A 21,944-nucleotide genomic window follows, 5' to 3' on the forward strand; every position below is an offset into this window, starting at 1 on the left:
CAGTACGAAAGGTCCGACATGAGCACCGCCCCCGAGGTGAAGACGGCGGCCGAGGAGGACGTGGAGTTCTTCTACGCCGACGTCTTCGTCTTCGTCTCCGACTACCTGTCGCCGATGGTGCGCCGCCGGATCAACGGCTCGTCCGCCACCTGGTGCCCCCGCTGGTGGGAGCACCCCGAAGCGGGCGCCCGGCTCTCCGCCCTCTGGCTGGCCTGGGAGCACCTGCGCCACGACCCGGCGCTCGGCATGTCCACCTGGTGGCTGCACCACGCCGACCCGCACCTGCGGGTGCTGATGGATACGGACCTGGGCCCGTTCGCGGCATGTTCGCCCAAGGACGGGCATACGGCCTACCCCTTCGAGCCGCTTCCCGTGGAGCCGTACGATCCTGGCCCGGGCGGGGCAGGGTGAGTTCCCCCGGGATGAGGCCGACCGCCGCAGCGTCCTGGGCGCTCCCGTGTGGAAGGGCTCGTGGGACGCGGAGGACTTTCCGGAGCCGCCGGAGGCAGGTTGCCGGCCCGACAGGGGGTCGCGAGCGCTCAGCCGCCGCCCGTGCCGGTTCGCGTACTGGCGAAGTGGTGACGCCGCTGCGGCGGATCCCTGCATCGTGCTCGGCCAGTCGGTCGCCTTTCCCACCTGGACGGCCGAGATGCCCGGAGGCTCCGCGATCGCGTTGGAGGTTCACGCGCCCGCCGGGTTCCTGAGGGCCCGCCGATGACGACCTGCCCGAGCGGTCACGGTGTCATCACCCCGACGACCGTCGACCTCGCGCCGAAGCCGGTCGGTGTGGAGGTCTGAACCCCGCCCAGCCCCCCGACCCCAGCGCCCCCGGCCCCCGGGCCCTCGCCGCCGCTCCCCCTCCCGCTCTCCCTTCCGCTCACACTCCCCCTCCCGCCCCCGGTGAGTTCATTCGAGGAGAATCGGTGAGAGATCGACCCCGGTTTCTTCATTGGCTCCCCCCACCTCGCCTCCGCGCTCCGCCCCCCTCGATTTCCTTGAATCCCCAGGCGCTTTCCTCGTCTTTCCTCGACTTTCCCCGTGAGGAAAGTTCGCGCGTCGTCAGCCCGTTCGCCACCTACCGTGTCCCGGCAACCTGACTGAGGGAGGCCCGGGACGGTGGAGTCACCCGCCGAGAACAAGCGAAGTGCGGTACTCGCCCTGGCGGCGCTGGGCGTTCTGCTGGCCGGCGCCCTCGTCGTCCTCACCGTCTTCGACGGGGAGGACGACGACACGGACGACGCCCCGTCCGCCGCCGAACCCACCGCCAGCGCCCCGCAGGATGCCGGATCCGCCACCGGGGCCCCGTCGTCGCCCGCCCCGGGCGCGGTCACCCCGATCGTCACGCCGGACGAAGTGGTCGAGGCCCATCAGGCGATGGCCGGCTATATGGCGGGCCTGAACACGTACCGGCACACCGACCAAGGAGCCTCCTGGGCACCGCCGTTGCTCGCGCTGACCACCGACGACACGCGGATGCGGCAGGAGACCGCCCTGCCCACCGGCAAGGAGTGGGACGGCTGCGCGGTCGCCCGTTGCTCGTCCGAGGGGAAGGCCACCGTGGTCCGCGACGCCATGATCGCCGACGACATCACCCGGGGCAGCGGTCAGATGATCTCCAGCGTCGTCAACGTCACCGCGACCCGTGCCGAGAACGGCGCGACGACCGGTACGGAGACCAACTCCTGGCTGGTGACCGCGAAGAACGATTCCGGCAAATGGAAGGTCTCGGGCTTCGATCTGTACGGCCTGGGCAACGTGGGATCGTCCGACCGAACGGGGGACTGAGACACCGATGGTGGCTCCTGCCGTCCTCGCGGCCGCGGCGAAAGCGGCCGAAGTAGCCAAGTCCGCCAAGGGTGCTGCCCAGTTGGCCGCCGGTCAGGGCGAACCGGACGGTGGCGGCAAGGACAAGAAGAAGAGCACGGGCAAACTGCTGCTGATCATCGGCGGCGGCGGTGTCCTGCCGGCCGCCGGGATCTGCTTCATCGCCGTCGCGGTGGTCGCCGGCCTGCTGGGCGGCGTTGGCAGCGGATCGGCTCAGGCGTCCTGCGCGGACTACGGCGACAACGCGCAGGCGGGCAACACCGGCGACGCGGCCGCCACCAGCCCGATCATGCCCGCGGGCAAGGTCTATCTGCCCAATGCTACGGCGCGCAACGAGATACCCCCGCGGATGATCCTGGCCTCCATGCGGGCGGCGGCACGGTACAAGGGCCTCGACTGGACGCTGATAGCCGGGCAGATGTACCAGGAGACCAAGTTCGGCCAGGACCAGTCGGCCGCGCCCGGTGGCCGCAACAGCGCCGGATACATGGGGCTGTTGCAGTTCGGCAAGCCGGCCTGGACGGACTACGGCGCGGACGGCAACGGCGACGGCGAGAAGGACCTCTACAACATCGACGACTCCGCCTTCGCCGCCGCCAACTTCCTGCACGCCAAGGGCGCCGAGACGAACGCCGGCGAAGCGCTGCGGATCTACTCCGGCTCGACGAAGTCCAACACCATCTACCTGCGCGTGGTCCTCACCCAGGCCGCCCGCTACCGCGGCAGCCTCACCGGCGACAAGGACCTGGTGAAGGAGTGGTACGCGCATCTGAAGAAGACCGTCGACAAGAACCCGTCCTTCCCCACCCTCGGGGAGCAGTCGGACATCCCCGAGCCGGTCGGCAACAACGCCGACCCGGGTACGGCGCTGAGCATCCGGTCGTCCCCGGCCCGCTCCTGGTCGACCCCGCCCCTCGGCCGGGGAGACGACGACACCACGGTGGCGATGGCCCCGGCCGCGTACTCCCGACCGCTGACCGGGCCGTCCTCCGGAACCTCCGGGACGACATCCCCCGGAACCTACGGAACGACCTACGGGCCCCCCGGGACCGCTTACGTGACCAGAGCCGCCGCCCTCTCCGCCCCCGCCGCCCTCCCGGCGCGCGCCCCCGCCGCGCCCCCCACACCCCCCAGCGGCAAGGACTGGCAGTGGCCGATGAAGAAGGGCACGTACACGGTCGGCACCCCCTACCGCAAGACCGGGAACATGTGGAGCCTCGGCTACCACACCGGGCTCGACCTGGTCGCCCCCAGCGGCACCCCGATCTACGCCGCCGCGGACGGCAAGGTGACCGTCGCCGGACCCGGCGGGTCGTACGGCAACCAGACCCACATCACCCACGCGGGCGGCACGATCTCCCTGTACGCCCACCAGACCACGATCTCCGTCTCGGTCGGCGACACCGTCAAGCGCGGCGACCGGATCGGCACGGTCGGCGCCACCGGCAACGTCACCGGCGCCCACCTCCACTGGGAGGTACGGGTCCCCGGCGTCGACAACCCCTTCGTCGGCGGCATGGACAGGGGCCCCGGCATGGTCGACCCGCAAGCCTGGCTGGAGGGCAGGATCTCGGCCAGCCCCGACTACGGCGGCGTGCCCGGCGGTGACGGCGACCAGAACGGCAGGGACGCCGAGTACGCCGGCTGCGCCGAGGACGGCTCCGGTACGCCGGTGGCCCCGGACGGCGCGGGGGTCACCGGCGTACTGCCCGACTCCGACGACCCGGTGGTCCGGGCGGCGCTCGGCTGGGCGCAGCGCGGCATGGGCACCCCCTACGTGCTGGGCGCACCGCGCCTCCAGGGCGTCAACCCGACCGCCTTCGACTGCTCCAGCTACACGCAGTGGGCGTACTACCAGGCGAGCGACGGCAAGATCGACATCGGGGCGACCACCTACGAGCAGGAGAAGAAGCTCCGCGCGCACAAGGTCGCCCTGAGCGAGGCGCAGCCCGGCGACCTCATCTTCTTCCGGCCCAGCTCGCGCGGGTCGGAGCACGTGGGCATCGTCTGGGAGCCGGCCGGCAGGAAGATCGTCCACGCTCCGCGCAGCGGCAAGAACGTCGAGTTCAGCACCTGGGACGTACAGGACGAGATCACCGCCGTGTACCGGGTGCCGATTCCGCAGGGCAGCAACGCGGTCGAGGCGGACGGCAAGGGCGACACCGAACACGCGTAACCCGAAAGGGACGGAAGGAACCTCCTGACCATGACCGTCGAACAGCCCAAGAAGCCCCGCGCCGAGGACGACTGGACGACCGAGATCGTCCTCCTGGTGGTCGCCGTCCTCGTCCTCCTCGGGGGCGCCTGGCTGGCCGCCCGTTTCGGCGCGCCGTTCAACGACGAACCGGCCCCGCCGGGCGACCCGTTCTCCTTCGCCGTGGCCCTGGCCAAGGGCTCCTACGTCTGGCCGGGCGGCGCGGCGAACGCCATCGCGGCCGGGGAGGCGCTGCTCGCCGGGATCCTCGTCCTCGCCGGGTACCGGATCCGCCGCCGCGTTCGCGACAAGCCGGACGTCGACGGCGCGGCCCGCCACCTCGCCAAGGGCGAGGACCTCGGCAAGCTCACCATGAAGGGGGCCGCCGCGACCGCCGAGCGCCTGGGTGTACGGGGCAAGACGCCGGGCGTCTTCATCGGGCGTTCCGTGCGCGGGAAGCAGCCGCTGTTCGGGTCCTTCGAGGACATGCACATCGACATCTGGGGCCCCCGCACCGGCAAGACGACCCGGCGCGCGATCCCCGCGATCCTGGACGCCCCCGGCGCCGTACTCGTCACCTCGAACAAGCGGGACGTCGTCGACGCCACCCGCGGCCCGCGCCAGGCCCGCGGCCCGGTCTGGGTCTTCGACCCCCAGCAGGTGGCGCAGGAGCCGCCCGTGTGGTGGTGGAACCCGCTGTCGTACGTGACCGACGTCGCCAAGGCCCGCAAGCTGGCCGACCACTTCGCCTCGGGCTCGCGCGCCGCCGACGCCTCCACCGACGCGTTCTTCGACCCGGCCGGACAGGACCTGCTCGCCAATCTGCTCCTCGCGGCGGCCACGGCCAAGTCCTCGATCACGCAGATCTATACCTGGCTGGCCAACCCGAAGGACGACACCCCCGAGCGCATCCTGCGCGGAGCCGGGCACCTCATGCCCGCCGACGCCCTGGCCGGTGTGATCACCGCCCCCGACAAGCAGCGCAGCGGCATCTACGGCGTCGCCCAGCAGATGGCGTCCTGTCTGGTCAACCCCGAGGTGAACCGGTGGGTCGCGCCGACCGGCGACGCCGACGACCGCCCGGAGTTCGACCCGCACGAGTTCGTCCGGGACGGCGCGACCCTCTACTCGCTCTCCCGCGAGGGCAGCGACTCCGCCGGCCCGCTGGTGACCGCCCTGACGGTCGCGGTCGTCGAGGCGGCCGAGGAGTACGCGACCACCCAGCGCGGCGGCAGACTGGCGCTGCCGCTGGTCGGGGTGCTGGACGAGGCGGCGAACGTCTGCCGCTGGCGCGCCCTGCCCGACCTCTACTCGCACTACGGGTCACGGGGAATCATCCTGATGACGATCCTCCAGTCCTGGGCGCAGGGCATCGAGGTCTGGGGCGAGCGCGGCATGGAGAAGCTGTGGTCCGCCGCGAACGTCCGGGTGTACGGCGGTGGCGTCTCCGACACCCGCTTCCTCGGCGACCTCTCGGAGCTGGCGGGCGACTACGACCTGAGGGAGTTCTCGACGACCCGGGAGTCGGAGTCCGGCGGCTGGTCGGGCCACCGCACGGTCAACGAATCCGTACGGCGCGAACGCGTCCTGCACGTCTCGGACCTGGGCTCGATGCCGCCCGGCCGGGCCCTCGTCCTGGCCTCTGGCACCAAGCCGGTCCTTGTGGAGACCATTCCCTGGTGGGAGGGGCCCCACGCCCGCTCGGTGCAGGCGTCGTTGGCGCGGTTCGACCCGGGGGCGCGCCGCTGAGGGGGGTTGGGGGCGGGGCCCTGAGGGCGGCCGGGGCAGGGCCGGGCGGTGACAGCGACCGGAGCGGGGCCGCGACCATGAGCGCGCCCGCGCGGCAGCCCGTACGGACAGTGGCAGCCCCTCAGCAGCCGGAGGCGGGGCCGGCGCTCAGGGCCTCGGAACCCCAGGCGAGCTTGCGCAGGGAGTCCTTGGGGTCCTTGCCCGCGGCGGGGTCGCCGTTCACCTTGACCCGGACCGTGACGCCGGAGGGGTCCAGCGCGACCAGTTCGCCGCACACCGTGCCCTGGCGGGTGTGCACGGTGACGGTCGCGGCCCCCTTCTCGTTCGCGGGGGCCACCCAGGTCGCCAGCACCCCCGCCGCCGTGGCCAGCACTCCGGCGACCGCGAGCCAGCGGGCGCGGTTGACCAGGACCCCGATGCGTTCGCACTCCTTCTCCTCCCACCGCAGGAGCCGCGTCTCGTCGGCGTACCGCAGCGCGTCCTTCGGCCGGCCGTGCGCGGCCGAAGCGGCAGCGAAGGCCGAGGCCAGCAGGGCCAGCAGGCCGAGGGCCATGGCGAGTACGACGCCCCACCGGTAGCCGGGGGCCAGCTCGGCGACGTTCTCGCGCCCCTTCAGCACCAGGACGGCCGCCAGGAGCGCGGTCGCCGTGGCCAGGAAGTTCCGCCAGCCCTCGGCCTGGTGGCGGGCGATCTCCAGCTGCGACTGGAGCATGTCGTACAGCCGCTGCCGGGCCTGGAGGCGGAGGGCCCGCGCGGAGATGCGGGGCGGGACGGCGGTCATCAGGACCCCTGCGGTGCGGCCGGCTGTACGACGACCGTCCACCACGCGCCACAACCCCCGTGCTCCAAGGGGTCGTTGGGGTGGGTCACCGGGCACTCGCAGTCCATGCGGTGCTGCTCGGGGCCCGGGGCGGCGGAGCCGTCGTTCCGCCGCCGCAGCCACCTCTTGGGCACGGTGCCGGGGGAGAGGCGGGGGAGCGCGAACACGTTCCCGCCGCGGCAGGCCGGGCAGGTGCCGGTGAACTCCGGGACGCCCGTCGCGTCCGTGTGCTGCCGCAGATCGTCGGGAGGTGCAACCTGGTGCTCCCGGTAGGGGATGTCCTGATGGTCTGTCACGTGGACTCCTTCTCCGCCTGGGTCTCGGCCTGGGTCTCGGCCTCCGCCTCTGCGGTACGGTCCGCCTCCCCGGGAGGGGCAGGGACGCGAAGGCCGAACAAGGGCGCGTAATGGGCCAGTCGCCGGCGGACCTCGGGGGTGTCCAGCTCGGTCTCCTCGGCCGCCAGCCGGATGTGCTCCTCCGCCACCTCCCCGGCCAGGGCCGGTTCCCTCCCGGTGAGGTGCTCGGTGAGGATGACGACGTCCCGCCAGTCGGGGGCGTGGGCGTCGTCCGGGGCCGGGTCCGGGGGCACGGGACAGTCCATGAGCAGCCCCAGTTCCGCGTAGCAGGCCAGCGCCCGGTAGGTCTCGCCCAGGCCGAGGCTCATTCGTACGGCGGTGACGGTGAGCTTCAGCGGGGTGACGCTCCCTCGGGCCAGGGGCTCGAACTGGAGCAGCTCCACCAGGGTGGCCCGGACCGTCGCGTCCAACGCGTGGCTGGGCGTCGCGTCGCCGGACGGTGCGGCGACGACCGGCAGCGCGGGGCCGCCGAGGGGCTCGTAGGCGCGCAGTTCGGACATCGCCGCGTCCAGGGCGACTCCGCACCCCCGGGCGTAGGTGATGATCTCCCGGCGGGTGATCTCGGTCTTCCACTCCTGCGCCCAGGACGTGCACAGTGCTTCGACCACCCCGAGATGGGGCCTCAGATCCCGGGTCTCCTCGGGCACGAGGGCGACGTCGATGCCGTAGGGCTCGGCCTCCCGGCGAACCCTGTTGAGAGCGTCACCGACCGTGGTGCGCAGCTGGGCGGCCAGGACCATGAGGAAGAGGGTGCCGACGCGGTTGGACATGGGGTCGTATTTGGCCGAGAAATCCCAGCCGCTGCTGCGGAAGCGCAGCGACCTGTGGTTGTGGACCAGCACTTCCGGGCGTTCGCGGGCCGGGGTCCGCCACCACATACGCACCGCTTCGACGGCTTCGGCCTGCACCAGTCCCGCTGCGGCCAGGGCCTTGGCCGCTTCGATGTCATCCTCCACCGACTCGGGTTCCGGACTGTCCCACAGGGCGCGCAGCACGGTCCAGGTGCTCAGCGGGCCGTCGACCGGCTCGCCGTCCTGCCCGAGGGCGGCCCACCACGACGGTGCTTTGACCGATGAGAGGGCACCACCCGAGGGGTCGTCCATCGGCAGGCGCAGCCGCTCGGCGATCTCTCGGACGGAACGGGCCGTGTGTTCCACCGTCGGGTCACCGCGCTCGACCGAGAGCAGGACCAGTTCCAGCAGGCTGATGGAGGGCTGGGTCATCAGTTTCACCATCGACGCGTCGTACCTGAGCCCCAGGATCGCTTCGTCGCCGTCCAGGACCCGGACGTCGCCCAGGTCGCCGCTCACCCGGAAGCCGAAGCGCTCGTAGCGTCGGGCGACGGCCACGACGGCGGCGGGCTCGATGCCGAGCCGCTCGGCCATGAAGGCGGCTATGTGAGGCGTCACGACTTCGGGAAGCGCATCGAGATCCGAGAGCTGCTCAGCGCCGAGGACGGCAAGTTCCTGCTGGTCGGGGATGTGCCGGGCGAGCTCACCGAGATCCGGCGGCTCGGGGATGTGGGGGTGGAGGGTCCGGAGCCGGTCGACGAGCTCGGCGATCTCCTGGAGTGTCTTGCCGTGGCGGCCGGCGATGAGCGGAAGGAGGGCGTGAGCCGGTGGCCTCAAGCCCTGCATGGCCGCGGTGTAACGGTCTCGCGCGGTGTACGCCTCGTCCAGTTCGGCCAGCAGCGGGCTGATGTCGAGGTCGGCCAGCCGCGGGATGTCGGCCACCTCGGGGACCGGGACCCCGGCGACGGCGTAGCGCCGGAGGGCTCGTGTCGCGGTCCGCAGGTCGTGCCCGCCGTCCACAGCCGCCCTGAGCGCCGCTGCCATGGGGCTCCAGTGGACATCAGGCATGATACGGAAGAGCAGCGCGTCCAGGGCTGTGGGTTCCGGGAACCCGGTGGGGCGGACGACGACGGCGCGGATACCCCTCGGCCGGCGTCCCTGGCCGAGATCGTCCACGAGCTGCGACCGCCACCAGCGGAAGAAGAAGGCGGGAGAGCCGATCTGCTCGGTGTCGGTGGACGAGATCGATGGCGGCCGATCGTCGGCGGGGAGACAGCCGAGCGAGGCCAGGGCCACCGAGTGCCCCGGGAAAATCACGGTCCTGTTGTGCCATTCGCCGAATGTGACCCGGACGTCGCTGCACAGCAGGCGCTGGAGAACGGCCTGACCGACGCGGGCGTCGTCCCTGACGAGCGCCCACAGCCAGTCGAGCGAGATCGGGTCCCAGAGCCTCAGCGCTTCCACGGCCTCGGCCAGTTCCTCGCGGACCAGGTCGGCCGCGAAGTCCTGGAGCCGGTTGCGGTCGACGCTGAGGTCCGGTCGGTGACGGCGGCGCAGGTTGATGACGTAACCGTGTGGCCGTTCGTCGCCCCCCACGAAGATCCCGTCCACCAGACGCGCGCCCTGGCCCCGGACCCACCACGGGCCCTCGGGCGACTCCTGGGACACCACGGTGGTGATCGACTTCAGGACGCCCGGCTCCCATTCGTCGTGGTCGTACGGTTCGGTGAGACGGTCCTCCACGCGCAGCCGCACCTGGGTGTGCCAGATCTGCTCCCGCAGGATCTTGATGACGGAGGGGGGCGTCTCGGTGAATTCGGGGCGCAGATAGAGGCGGATCCGGGTGCCGGCCTCCATGGACCGGTCGGCGGACGTGCGCATCAGGCCGGAGTCCGACGTGACATGGACGTGGTGGCCGACCCCGCCGCTGCCGACTCCGCTCTCGTCGGCGGGCCGGGTGGTGACCTCGATCGTCTCGGCGAGCATGAAGTAGCTGAACACGCCGATGCCGAAACGGCTGTTGAGTTCGGGTTTCACGCCCTTGCGTCGCCAGCGGCGCAGTTCGCGGACGTGCTGCGGTGACTGTTCGTAGCGCCGGCCGGCCCGGGAGAAGAGTTTGTCGAGCTCCTCCTCGGTCATGCCGATGCCGTTGTCCTCGCACTCCAGGTAGATCCGCCCCTGCTCGTCGCGGTCGAGGACGAAGGTGACGGTGTAGTCGGCCAGCCCCTTGACGGGGGTGCCCGGGCGGAGGCCGCCCTCCTGTTGCGGGACGGTGGCGGCGTAGTTCTGGCGGGCGTGGCGTCGGCGGCAGGCGTCCAGCGCGTTCTGGTAGAGCTCCCGCAGGGCGAGCATGTGGTCGCCGTAGAGCTGGGTGCCCATGATGAGGGGCTTGACGCCGTCCTCCGCGAGCTGGAAGCGGGGCGGTGGCGACTTGTAGCCGCCGTCCCGCGGTTCCAGGCCGGCCGTGCCGATGCTCCGGGGGAGCCGGGCGAACAGCGCCGCCCCGCGATGGGCTTCCCGGAGGTCCTGCGCGGCGGCGGACGCGGCGTGCGCGTGGCGGTCCAGCGCCACATGCAGGGCGGCGCCGGGGCACTCGAGCACCAGCCCCCACCCCTGAGCACGGGAAGGGGCGAAGCCGCCGTCGTCCATCCCGGCGGCGAGCGCCGCCACATCGGCCATGGCACCGTCGTCGCCGAGGTGGTCCACGACGATGCCGTCCAGCATCCGGGGATCGATGGCGAGCAACTCCGCCATGTGCAGGAGTCCGGCGAGGTGGGCGGGACGCCAGGACGTCGTGTCGGACAGTGCCAGGCGCTCCGCCAGCTGGTCCTCCCAGGGCTTCCCGTCCGGGGCCTTCACGGACGGGCGGGTGCGCATCTGGGAGGCCACCTGGAGGAGCGCGTCACGCACCCGGTTGCGGCGGGTGGACTTCGACGAGATGTCGAGGGACGCGGCGTACTCGGCGGCGTCCGTCAGCATGTCGAGGACATCCGTCATGCTCTCCAGAGCGCCGATCACGGGTTCGGGACCCGGGTACCAGAGCTGGTCCCAGTCGGCCAGGAGTCGGTGGCGCAGCCACTGTTCGGCGGCGACCGCCGCGGCGTGCGCCCCGGCGCCGCGCAGTCTGAGGCGCTTGGCGTCGATCTGCCGGTAGGCCCTGCGGACGTCCTCCATGTCCTGTCCGAGGTAATGCCTGAAGACGTCGTCGTCGCCGGACAGCGCGTCCCCGTTCTCGTCCTCGGAGGGTCCGGCCGCCGGGTGGAGCTCCGCCAGGGCTCGGCGGCTGCATGCCACGGCGGCCTCCCGGACGAAGGGCGTCGCCACGAGGACGACCACTTCGAGAGGGCTCAGCCGTCCCTCGGGGCTCTCCGGGACGAGCCGGTGCAGCTGGGTGAGGATGCGCTCGGGGAACTGGGGGTCCTCCCAGGGATCCGGGCCGGCCTTGCGCTCCCGGTTCGCGTCGTGCCGGATGCGGAGGACCCTGTCGATCAGCAGACTGATGCGGTCCTTGAGCCGGCCGGTCACCATGTCGTCGCCGGCGACCCTGCCCCACAGGGGCGAATCGTGCATGGCGGCGGTCCATCCCCGGGCGCCCGGCCCGGACGCGCAGATCTCCCGCCGGGAGGGCTCGGCCGGGGCATCGCCCAGGGGACTGCCCAGCCACGAGACCTCCACCGGGTGCCGGCTCCCGTTGTCCCGGGCTATCTCCTCCGTACGGTGCTTCACCTGGGTGATCACCTCGGCGACCGTGCGCCACGGGGTGTCCGGGGACAGCGCCTCGGCCAGCGCCCGGCCCATGAAGCTGCCGTCCTCCGTGCCCATGGCCCGTTCCCCCGCCACGCACGCCTGGAGCAGAACGACGTTGCGGCGCTGGGGCGACACCTCCGGCGGGGGCGGGGTCCCGATGTCCGGGTCCGTCTCGTCCCGGCACGCGTCGAGGCAGAGCATCACGGTGGCCGCCGAACCCAGCTTCTCCAGCAGCTCGTTGGGCGCCACCTTGATGAGGCTGCGCAGCGCCGCGGGGTCCGCGTCACTGGGTACGAGGAAGTCCGCGTCGCCCCTGCGCACCCCGTGACCGGAGAAGTAGACGAGGGCGAAGTCGTCGTCCTGGCACTGGGCCAGAAAGGTGTTGAGGGCCGCGACGATCTTGTTCCCGGTGGTCTGCTCCTCGGTGTCCAGCACGGTGATGTCGCCGTCCGAGTAGCCCGATCCGAGCAGGGCGTCCCTGATGCGGGACGTGTCCCGGCGGACGAACTCGATTTCTTGCTCGGGGGCCGCGATCAGCAGCGCCCGTGACACGCCCTTGCCCATGACGGAGCGGTCTCCTCCCCCTTGGCCGAGAGAACACCCTCCTCGGCGCCGCGCTGTCGTCAGGGCAACAGTACGGCTGTACGCGCCTGGCTCAGGGGCACTCCGGGGAATCCCGCCCCAGCCGCACGGGACTCCGGGTCACGACCACATCAGGCTCTGGCTCGCAGTCACGCCAAGCGTCAGCTCACGACCACATCAGGCTCTGGCTCACAGCCGCACCAAGCGTCAGCTCACTGCCACTTCAGGCAGCAGCCCACGAGCTCACGGCGCCAGGCAGCAGCCCACAGCCACACCAAGCAGCAGCTTCTTCACCTGGAACGGGTCGGTCCGAGCTCAGCGCCTTGGGTGGCTGATGTTCTGCTTGTCGCGCCTCATGGCTGCTCCGGGCAGCGACTCTGACCGTCGCTCACTGCGTATGTCGAGAATTCCGCCGAGCGCACGGACATTACGGGATCGGGTCCGCCATGTTCCCGGAAGCGCGCCGGGTCCCACAGGTAGAGGACATCGCCATCTGTGCTGAAAGCGAGCAGCGGATGATTGGTCGGGAGCGGCCCGTTGTGCACGGAAAGCTTGCTTTTCAGTGGCTGTACGCAGATCCGCACTCCCTGGATGCCGAAGTAGGAATCCGGTGCAGTCGCGTTCACTACGTCACGGGCCGCGCGGTGGGCCGCATCGGAGGTCCGGCTCATGAACGCAACTCCTCCAGTGACGACGAGCACGACTGCGGCAACAGTGGACACGACGCTCACCATGCTCTTCTCCCAGGCCCAGTGGAAATGGCGAGCCCAGCCGTAGAGAGCCAGAGGTGGCAGGAGTAGCCCTAAGCAGCCGAGAGTAGGGAGCAGCGCAGCTGCGCCGGTCCAATAGACGGGGGCGGAGACCGAGTCGGCGGGGATTCCGAAAGCGTCCTCCACGTACAGGAACTGCAAAAATGAGCCGACGAACGGCAGGACCCACGGCAGGGGCAGGACGAGCACGGTAAGCAGGCCGACGGTGTGCCTGCTGATCCAGGTCTGGCGAACGGCGAACCAGCAGCCTCGGGGTACAGACCACAGCAGAGTCAGACAGGCGAACGTGAGCAGAACGCTTCTGATCTGCGCGGCGGCGCCATTGGGGTTCTGTTGGTGCAACATGTATCCGGGCATTGCGCCGCTGGCGAGGATCAAGGTCCCGGCCGCCCAGCGCAAGGGCCAAGGGCGACGCTGATTACTCGTATACCAGTTGCCGACGAACCATGCGGCGATGGCGAGCGGCGCGAACATAGCCAGCTGGCCGACCAAAGAGCGGTCGTACGCGAGCCAGCCGTAGAACATGAGTAGGAATGCCAGGGCGAGGTGGGGCGCTTTCCCTCGACGGCCGTGCCACCAGGGATTCTCGTCCACATCCGTCTCATTGGCCTTGGGCCCCACGCTTTTGCGCACGCCGTGGCGCGACTCATCAAACTCGAAGCCCCCGAGCCGCTGTCGCCCAAGTAGCTCGCGGACCTCCGGTTCTTCGACGGATGGAGCAACACCGATGGTGCGCTGCTCGTCGGCGAGCCCCGACTGGGCACGCAGCGAGGCCAAATAGCCGAGGCCCCGCCTGTTTCGCCAGCTGGACTCCCGAAAGACGCGCCAAGTCACTATCGGCTCAGACACCTCGGCACGGACGAGAGACCCTCCCACGATGGTTACGGATACGTGCTTGCCCACAACCTCCAGCAGACGCTGGCGGGCAGCGGTTTCAGCGCCCCAGCGCGAGCCGGGGAGTCGCACTTCTACGACGTATGCAACTTGGTCCTCCGGCCATCCGGGATCTTCCTGCTCATGGGCCGGCCGGATCGCCCAACTTTGTTGCTCGCACAACCCCTTGGCGAGCAACTGATCACGCCCACGCTTCGGAGCCCGAAAGACCAGATCTACCCGCTCGTCGAACCCTGCGGTCGGTAGAGGGACCTCCAACTCGTCGACAGCTGCGCTGATCGGAGGCCCGCCGGACGGAGAATCGTCGATCGTCCTGCGTGGACCGGGAACCCCCAACCGTGTCTCCGTCCTCGTCCTCCGTTCATTATTCGACGACGTGAGACGGCGAATGAGCAGCGTGCCGAGGCGCATTGCTTTGACATCCCCTTTGTGGTCGGCGCTTTGCCAGCGGATGGGACGGCCGTGCATGGAGCCATGGCCGTCCCATAACCCAAGTGCGATTACGGTCGCACGGTGCACTGACAATGCCGCCCGCCACTGCCGCCGCTTACTCCGCCATTCCCAACCTCCGTGGTGGTCAACGGTTGGTGTGGATCATGACGGTAAGCACAGGTGAGGCTGGCGATGGCTGGCTCTGCCCGATGTCCTCGTACCCCCACGACTTGTAGAGCGCGTGGACCTTTCCGTCACCAGCCGCCGGGTTGACCATGAGCGTGACGAACGGCTCGTCTCGTGCAGCGAGGAGGGCGTCATGGATACGTAGGGCCGTGCCGGTCTTCCTCCAGGTCGACCGGACGCCGATCTCCTTGAGAGCCACTGCCGGTCGCGCGGTGTACCTCTCCGCCGGCGTCGGGCTGGTGCGCTGCCAGTAGCGGTCCCCGTGCTCGATGGTGTTGCTGTACGCGTAGCCGACCGGTTGGCCGGCCGCGTACGCGAGGACGGCTGTAAAACCTGGTTCGGAGGAGTGCCGGTCGATGCGTTCGCCGAACGCGGTCACCGCGTAGTTCGGCAGGTGGAGCAGCGGGGCGCGTACCTCGGCGTACACGTCGAGGAGGTGGCCGCGAGCGGTGTCCAGGTTAGTGAAAGTGCGCAGCTCGGTGGCGGGTGCCGTGGTCATGCGGCCGTCCTCCATGTGGTGGTGTGCTCGGTCCAAACCTGGACGGTGGTGCTGCGCGGGGCAGTGGCGCGGAGGGCTGCCCCGAACTCCTGAAGCATCCGCGACACGCGGGCGTGGCGGGTGGCGGCGTCGATGGGGACTTTCATCGCGGTGGCTGTTGCGGCCTCGGCGGCGCCCTGGGCGAGCAGGGCGTGTGCGAGACGGGTCGTGGTGATGGCCCGGGACCTCAGCATGTGGGGGCGGAGCGAGGACAGGCAGCGGTGAGCGTGGTACTCGGCCGTTGGGTAGTCGCCGAGCGCCAGGTACGCGGAGAGGGCCAAGGAGTCCAGTTCGGCCTGGTCGTAGAAGGCGAGCAACCAGACCGGCCGGTGATCGGCGGGATCGGCACGCAGCATGGCCTCCTGCGCCTGCTCGAACGCGCGACGTGCATCGGTCCGGTTCTGGGCCGTTCCGTGGATGGCGCCTTGGCGGGCCAGGCCGAGGGACGCGAACAGCGGGTCGCGGCGGGTGAGGTGCAGGTTGCGGGCGACGTCGTTGGCGGCACACGCATCAGCGGGGCGGCCCATGTGGCGGTACATCGTGCCCGCGTGACTCCAGATGCGGAACTTGATCGCCTGGTCCCCCGACATCTCCGCGAGGGCCTGGGCCTCGCGCATGTGCGCCTTCGCGACGTCGTAGCGCCGGCCGTCGATGGCGGCCCACATCGCAGACGAGCGGAATGCGGCTCCGGAGGCGTAGAGACTGCTGCGAACCCGCTGCGTGGCACTGCCTGCGTTCTGGAGGTTGAGCGCCTCGTCGGCGAGCGCGGCGGCCCGCTCCTCGATGCCAGGTTGCCCGCCGTGGCGGTGATCGCTGGCGATGATCTCGGCGAAGCGCTTGTTCAGCCGGTTGACGTCGCTCATGCCGATTCGGCGCGGTGACGCGGTCCCTGGGGTTGCTGCTGCGGCAGCCGCAGCAGCGATGCCGCCGACGAGGGTACGGCGCTTCATGTCGGGCTCCTCCTGCTGCGATGGCGCTGGGGTGGGCGAAGGCCGGCCCCGTGGCACGAACCCTAAGGCGACGGCGGGTAATCCGGAGACGACCTCAAGTGCGGTACGAGTTGCTGACTTTGGCCAGGTGACTCGGCCCGCTTTCCACGCCCTGACCGATGACCCGTCGAGCCCGCCTACGTGTCCCGTCAGCTGTTCAACAGCCCTGTTCACGGCGTCGGCCAGGCTGTTCGAGCTGTATCCGTGCTCGGTCATCCACGCCTCAAGGACGGTGTTGCGGATCGCGTCCATGCGGGCACGGTAGCCCGCGCGCTCCCTGCCCACCAGGTAAAGAGCAGGTCAAAACGTCCTAGGTAAGCCCGTCGGACGAGCACCTGAAAGCCCTAACCAGACCTCCAGGCAACGGAGTTATGTGGGTGTCGGCCACTCCCCGCGAGCGGCTGTTGACGGCTCGGTCCGCCCCTGGGAAGCCGCAAGGGGTGGAGCGAGCGCCGAGACGACACGAAGGCTCCATCCCATGCCGATTCTGAAGAAAGCAGTCGAGACGGTCCTCGCCAGCCACCCCACGTACAGCGAGGTCTTCCCGTGCGTGCCGTCCACGGCCGAGACCGGACGCAGGCTCGTCCGGGGGGTTCTCGGGATGTGGCACCTGGATGTCCTCGCTGACCGCGCCGAGCTGATCGTCACTGAGTTGATCGCGAATGCCGCCAGGCATACCCCCTGCCCCGAAGTCCGTCTCGTTGTCGGGCGGCCAACTGCGACACGGGTACGCGTCGGGATCGTGGACGAGGAACCGTCGCGTCTGCCGGAGCTGAGCCAGGCGGGCGACGAGGACGAATCGGGTCGCGGGCTGTTCCTCGTCGAAGCTGTAGCCGACCGCTGGGGCTGTGACCTTCAGAGTGCAGGCGGACGTCTGCGTGGCAAAGAGGTCTGGGCCGAACTCCATACCGAGGGCGACGAGTGAGGGCCTGGATGCGATGCCCTCGCTTCTTCTGGGCCCTGCCCGCCCGCCGTTTCAGGTCTGGGCCGACACCGCCAGATACCAGGCTGCCGGATCGGCCGTCACGGCCAGCCGGGGGAAGGCCCGTTCCTCGATGAATTCATCGTGGATCACCGGTGACTGCTGGCTCGGCTGCGAACGGACCGGAGTGCGGGTGACCTGGCTCGGCCCGGTTCAGTGGGACGGGCAGCACGCCCCCTTCTACGCATGTGAGCTGTGCCTTGATCGTCTCAAGGCACAGGCCCTCACCTACCTCATGGGGCATTGATCGGCCTCGGCTCGATCAGCCCCTCGTATACGACTTCCCGGCGTGAGCGGGCGGTCCGGCCAGCGCTTTCTGTGCGGGCCGCGCCCCCTCGTGCCGGGCGGCCAGGAGCTGGTCCGAGGGCCAGCCGTCCGGTATCGCTCTTCTGGCGGCTCCTGGTGGGCATTCCAGCCCAGCTCAGCAACAACCAACGATGAAGAGGAGTGCAGCATGACGCGCAGCACCGTGGTGCCCAGCCGTACCGAAGTACGACCGCAGATTCCGGGTGCATCAGACGGCTTCGACCTGGATGTCTCGCTCGTGGAGATCGCCGACCCGACAGGTCTGGTCAACCTGACCGACGACAACTGCGGTTCCACCTGCGGCGCCTGCACCACCAACGTCGCCTGACGCCTGAATTGAAACCCCAGGTCACCTTCGGTCTGGTGCCGTCGCGCTCCCGCGCGGCGGTGCCAGCCGCCCATCCCTTCGCCCATGGAGGTCATCGGTGGTTGCTCAACCCACAGTGTTCCGGGCCGGTTCCACCGCTCTCGTGCGCGCCGTGGCCCGACCGTTTCTGCCGGTTCCTCCGTGCCCTGACCCGGATGACCACTCTTCCGACGGCTCCTCTTCCTGCGTGACGTGGCTTCGCGCGGTCTGGGCGGACCAGCACATCGCCGGCGCCGTGGCGCACTCCAGCCCAGCCTTGGCCATGCAGGTGCGGGCCGTGTGTACCACCGAGAGTCCTCCCCTTCGAGACATACAGCGCGTGGCGCTGTCGGTGTCCCGATACCTCCTGCGGGCCCAGCACCGGGCCACGCCCTTCGGCCTGTTCGCCGGAGTGACTACTGTGGCGTTCGGCTCGCAGGCACGTGCGGAGTGGGGCAAGGCTCACGTGGCCGTGGGCCGCGCGGGTGCGGAGTGGCTCGCCGCTGTGGTCGAACGGCTCGAGTCCTGCCCGGAACTCCTCGACCAACTGCCCGTCGTCGTCAACAACACCGTGATGAGCCGGGGGGACCGGCTCATCGTGCCGTTCCAACCCGATCCGAATGACGACCGGATGCGCGCGGTCGAGGCATCCCTGGCTCTGACAGAGCCGGTGCGTGCGGTCCTCGCCGCGGCCCGGACGCCGATTCGCTGCGGAGCTCTCGCGGAAAGGCTCCGGGCGGAGTTCCCCGAGGCCGATACGGAGAAGGTGCACCGTCTGCTTGCGGAGCTGGTCCGGAGACGAGTGCTCATCACGAGCCTGCACGCTCCAAGTACCGAGACCGACGCCCTCGGGTATCTGCTCGACCAACTCGACACGATCGGCGTCGACAACCTTGCGTCGGTAGCGGAGACGGCACGCGAGCTGCACGCGGTCCGAATGGGCTTGAAGGAGCGCGCCACGCGCGGCGGCCGGGACAGCACCGCAGCGCGGATGCGGGCCCTCGTGCCCGGCCTGCGTCGACACCCTGTTGCGCTTGACCTGCGGTTGGATGCGCGTCTCCTCCTACCGGAGGAAGTGGCTCGGGAGATCGAGCGCGCCGCCTTCATCCTGACCCGGGTGAGCACCCGCCCGTACGGGACAGCCGCGTGGAACGCCTACCACCAGCGCTTCTACGAGCGGTACGGGATCGGCACGATGGTCCCGCTCGCGGAGGTCGTCGCGGACAGCGGGACTGGCTACCCCGACGGCTACCCGGGCAGTCCTGACGGTTCGCGTCGGCCCCGCGTCTCCGCTCGGGATGACGCCCTCGTACGCCTGGCGCAGGGTGCTGCGCTGGACCGCCGCGACGAGGTCGTACTCACTGACGAACAGATCGACGTCCTGGACGTGGGGCCCGACGAGCCACGACTGCCGCCGCATCTGGAGGTAGGGGTGCGAGTGCACGCCGCCAGTCTGAAGGACTTGCAGCGCGGACGATTCCAGCTGGAGGTCGTGAGCGTGTCGCGCGGGGCCGGCGTTTCGACAGGCCGGTTCCTCGACGTACTGGCACCCTCCGAGCGTCAGGCCCTGGCCACGGAGCTGGCCGATCTTCCGGCTGCGGACAGCGACACCGTGCCCGCCCAGCTCTCCTTCCCGCCGCTGCTCCCGGAGAGCGCTCATGTCACCCGCGCCCCGCAGGTCCTGCCTACCCTGATCAGCCTCCAAGAGCACTGCGCGCCGAAAGACACCGTTCTCACCCCGAAGGACCTGGCCGTGGGGTGCGATGGCCGCCGCATGTACCTGGCCGCTCCGGAACGGGGGCACCGCGTCGAGGCCGCCGGCATGAACGCGCTGAACCTGCACACGCACACTCCACCGTTGGCACGCTTCCTCACTGAACTGTCCCGTGCCCAGTGCGCGCAGGTCACCACCTTTGACTGGGGCGTCGCAGCAGCGATGCCGTTCCTGCCGCGCCTGCGGTACGGGCGTACGGTGCTGACCCCGGCGCGCTGGCGTCTGGAGGCGTCCGAATTGCCCGGCCGTGCTCGTCCTCGCGCTGAGTGGGACACCGCGCTCTCCGAATGGCGGGCACAGCGGGGATTGCCTCGCCGCGTGCTCCTTGTGGAAGACGACCGGCGTCTCTTCCTCGACCTCGACGAAGGCGGCCATCGGACGCTCCTGCTCCGACACCTCGACCGCGCTCACCAGGCCGTGCTCACCGAGGCCCCGGAACCAGAAGCGAACGGCTGGTGCGGCGGGCGAGCCCACGAGATCGTGGTGCCGCTCAAAGCGACCCGGCCGCCGTCCTGGCCGCCCCTGCCTGTTCCCACTGAGGCTCGCGCCCTCTCGTCGGCCCAGCTGCAGACTCCCGCTGCTTCATCGGTGTTGCTCGCCGCCTTGTACGGAGATCCCCGCCGCCAGGACCTCCTGCTTTCCCAACACCTCCCCGGACTCATCGAACGACTGGGCAACCCGCGGTGGTGGTTCATCCGCTTCCGTGACCCGGACCAGCACCTCCGCGTCCGCATCGCTATCCCTGACCGCGGAACTTTCGCTCAGACGGCGCGGACCGTGAGCGTGTGGGCCGACGACCTGCGCAACGGCGGCCTGCTGGCAGACCTGCGCTATCCCACCTCTTATCGAGAAATGGGTCGTTGGGGCTCCGGTGCCGCCTGGGAGGCGGCCGAGGATGTGTTTCGGGCAGACTCGCACGCCGTTCTGGCCCAGCTCACAGAGCCGCAGAGGCCGGCGCAACGCACGCTGGTGGCGGCCCACACCGTCGCCATCGTCTCCGCCTTCCTCGGCAGCACCGAGGTCGCGATGCGCTGGCTGGCCGACCACGTCTCGCCGACGGCGCCTGCGTCCGTTCCCCGCCCGCAGTTCAGCGAGGCCGTACGGCTCGCGAACCCAGCCGACGACTGGGCCGCCCTGCGCGAGATCCAGGGCGGAGACGCCATCGTGTCGGGTTGGGCAGAGCGCGATGCGGCACTCGCCGCGTACCGGTTGCACCTTCCCGGCCCGGACACCCAGGGCATCGCCGTCGATGACGTCCTGACCTCCCTTCTGCACGTCCACTTCGTGCGGCACGTCGCGGTGAACTTCCCCGAGGAAGAGGTGTGCCTCTACCTGGCTCGCGCTGCTGCTCTGGCGTGGACTGCCCGCACCACCAGGAGGCCGGCGTGACCGTGCTCCCGACGCTCGGCCTGGTCGATGCCGTTGCTGCGAGGCTCGCCGACCCCGGCACGGTGCCTTCCGTCCTCCAGACACATCGGCAACATCTCGCCTACGGCCCGCCAGGGATCGCGCTTCTTCACATCGAGCGGGCCGCGAACGGCCTCGGACCGTGGCAGCATGCGCACAACTGGCTCGCTGCTGCGTCCCACGGATCCCTCACGAGTGGACCCGACAGCCACCCCTTCTACGGCGTGCCCGCCTTCGCCCACGCCCTTGCCTGCGCCGCCGACCATCTTCCTGGCTCCTACCAGCGCGCCTTGGACTCGATGGACCGACAGATCGGGATCGACGTCAGACGCCGTCTCGACGTAGCGCATCGCCGCATCGATGCCGGATGCCTTCCGCAACTGTCCGAGTTCGACGCCATCCGGGGCCTGACCGGATACGGGGCTTACCTTCTACGCCGGAACCCAGACAGTCCTATGGTGCGCGCTGTCCTCGACTACTGCGTGCGCCTCACCGAACCGATCAGGGAATTTGGCGAGGACCTTCCGGGTTGGTGGACTGCGACGGGGCCCTCGGGCAGACCGCACGAACAATTCCTCGGTGGCCATGCCAACACCGGCATGGCCCACGGCATCGCCGGAGTGCTCGTGCTTCTGGCCCTCGCCGCCCGGAAGAGCACCGTTACGAACGGGCACCTCAGAGCGCTGCACACCATCCTGACCTGGCTCGACCGCTGGCAGGAGGAGACAGGCCGAGGAGCAACCTGGCCGTACTGGATCACCCGGAGCGAGCTACGTACCGGTCGCTGCGCCGCGTCCAAACTCCGGCGTTCGTCATGGTGTTACGGCACCGCCGGCCTCGCCCGCGCTCAGCAACTTGCCGCGCTCGCTACCGGTGACACCGAACGCCAGATCACGGCGGAGAACGCGCTCGCCGCCGCCCTCACCGACCCGGACCAGCTCGGCGCCACGACGGACCACGGCCTGTGCCACGGCTTTGCCGGCCTCACCCACATCGCCGTCCGCACGGCCGCAGACGCCCATCCCTCAACCGTCGGTCGACTCCGAGCCGCGATCCCGGGACTTTTGGCCGCGATCTGCCCGGTGGACAACGACCTCGAACGCGCGGCCACGGCACTTGTCAGCGGCACAGGAGCGGGGCCCGGCCTGCTCGACGGAGCCGCCGGAACAGCCCTGGCTCTTCTCGCTGCCGATACCGCCGCACCACCCCAGTCCGCCTGGGATTCCTGCCTGCTCATTGCCTGATTCACCGACCGAA

The 21,944-nt window shown here is 70.1% G+C and carries 14 protein-coding genes; 8 read left to right on the plus strand and 6 right to left on the minus strand.

The genetic code is table 11. The features are described from left to right. Positions 1-18 precede the first annotated feature (18 nt). From ACLJPL_RS29705 to ACLJPL_RS29720, 4 genes are all read left to right on the plus strand, one after another. Positions 19-411 (plus strand): DUF4913 domain-containing protein, encoded by a 393-nt coding sequence (locus ACLJPL_RS29705; protein WP_411084036.1) that lies wholly within the window; start codon positions 19-21, stop codon positions 409-411. 705 nt (positions 412-1,116) lie between these two features. Continuing rightward, positions 1,117-1,785 (plus strand): hypothetical protein, encoded by a 669-nt coding sequence (locus ACLJPL_RS29710; protein WP_411084037.1) that lies wholly within the window; start codon positions 1,117-1,119, stop codon positions 1,783-1,785. Between the two features lie 7 nt (positions 1,786-1,792). Then, the gene (locus ACLJPL_RS29715; protein ID WP_411084038.1) at positions 1,793-4,000 is read left to right on the plus strand and encodes a peptidoglycan DD-metalloendopeptidase family protein; all 2,208 of its coding nucleotides are present in this window, start codon (positions 1,793-1,795) and stop codon (positions 3,998-4,000) included. Between the two features lie 30 nt (positions 4,001-4,030). Further along, a complete protein-coding gene (locus tag ACLJPL_RS29720) occupies positions 4,031-5,767 on the plus strand; it encodes a type IV secretory system conjugative DNA transfer family protein (protein WP_411084039.1) in 1,737 nt (578 codons plus the stop codon). A gap of 121 nt (positions 5,768-5,888) precedes the next feature. Here ACLJPL_RS29720 and ACLJPL_RS29725 read toward each other — a convergent pair whose 3' ends face one another. From ACLJPL_RS29725 to ACLJPL_RS29750, 6 genes are all read right to left on the minus strand, one after another. Then, positions 5,889-6,548, minus strand: coding sequence for a hypothetical protein (locus ACLJPL_RS29725; RefSeq protein WP_411084040.1), 660 nt, complete (start codon positions 6,546-6,548; stop codon positions 5,889-5,891). Continuing rightward, positions 6,548-6,883 (minus strand): hypothetical protein, encoded by a 336-nt coding sequence (locus ACLJPL_RS29730; RefSeq protein WP_411084041.1) that lies wholly within the window; start codon positions 6,881-6,883, stop codon positions 6,548-6,550. Before ACLJPL_RS29730 ends, ACLJPL_RS29725 begins: the two co-directional genes overlap by 1 nt. Next, positions 6,880-12,045 (minus strand): caspase family protein, encoded by a 5,166-nt coding sequence (locus ACLJPL_RS29735; protein ID WP_411084042.1) that lies wholly within the window; start codon positions 12,043-12,045, stop codon positions 6,880-6,882. The genes ACLJPL_RS29730 and ACLJPL_RS29735 overlap by 4 nt, the downstream gene beginning before the upstream one ends. A gap of 371 nt (positions 12,046-12,416) precedes the next feature. Continuing rightward, a complete protein-coding gene (locus ACLJPL_RS29740) occupies positions 12,417-14,195 on the minus strand; it encodes a hypothetical protein (protein ID WP_411084043.1) in 1,779 nt (592 codons plus the stop codon). Between the two features lie 109 nt (positions 14,196-14,304). After that, on the minus strand, positions 14,305-14,844 hold the full coding sequence (locus ACLJPL_RS29745; RefSeq protein WP_411084044.1) for a GNAT family N-acetyltransferase: 540 nt from the start codon (positions 14,842-14,844) through the stop codon (positions 14,305-14,307). Continuing rightward, a complete protein-coding gene (locus ACLJPL_RS29750; RefSeq protein ID WP_411084045.1) occupies positions 14,841-16,124 on the minus strand; it encodes an XRE family transcriptional regulator in 1,284 nt (427 codons plus the stop codon). The genes ACLJPL_RS29745 and ACLJPL_RS29750 overlap by 4 nt, the downstream gene beginning before the upstream one ends. Before the next feature lie 226 nt (positions 16,125-16,350). Here ACLJPL_RS29750 and ACLJPL_RS29755 point away from each other — a divergent pair, with 226 nt between their 5' ends. From ACLJPL_RS29755 to ACLJPL_RS29770, 4 genes are all read left to right on the plus strand, one after another. Further along, entirely contained in the window at positions 16,351-16,797 is a 447-nt protein-coding gene (locus tag ACLJPL_RS29755; protein ID WP_411084046.1) for an ATP-binding protein, read from the plus strand. 511 nt (positions 16,798-17,308) lie between these two features. After that, positions 17,309-17,488: an FxLD family lanthipeptide gene (locus tag ACLJPL_RS29760; protein ID WP_411084047.1), complete on the plus strand. Its 180-nt coding sequence runs from the start codon at positions 17,309-17,311 to the stop codon at positions 17,486-17,488. A 226-nt stretch (positions 17,489-17,714) separates the two neighbouring features. Further along, a complete protein-coding gene (locus ACLJPL_RS29765) occupies positions 17,715-20,669 on the plus strand; it encodes a lantibiotic dehydratase (RefSeq protein WP_411084048.1) in 2,955 nt (984 codons plus the stop codon). Next, on the plus strand, positions 20,636-21,931 hold the full coding sequence (locus ACLJPL_RS29770; protein WP_411084049.1) for a lanthionine synthetase C family protein: 1,296 nt from the start codon (positions 20,636-20,638) through the stop codon (positions 21,929-21,931). The genes ACLJPL_RS29765 and ACLJPL_RS29770 overlap by 34 nt, the downstream gene beginning before the upstream one ends. Positions 21,932-21,944 lie beyond the last annotated feature (13 nt).

Origin of the sequence: Streptomyces sp. cmx-18-6, assembly GCF_046548915.1 — a bacterium.
Classification (GTDB): domain Bacteria; phylum Actinomycetota; class Actinomycetes; order Streptomycetales; family Streptomycetaceae; genus Streptomyces.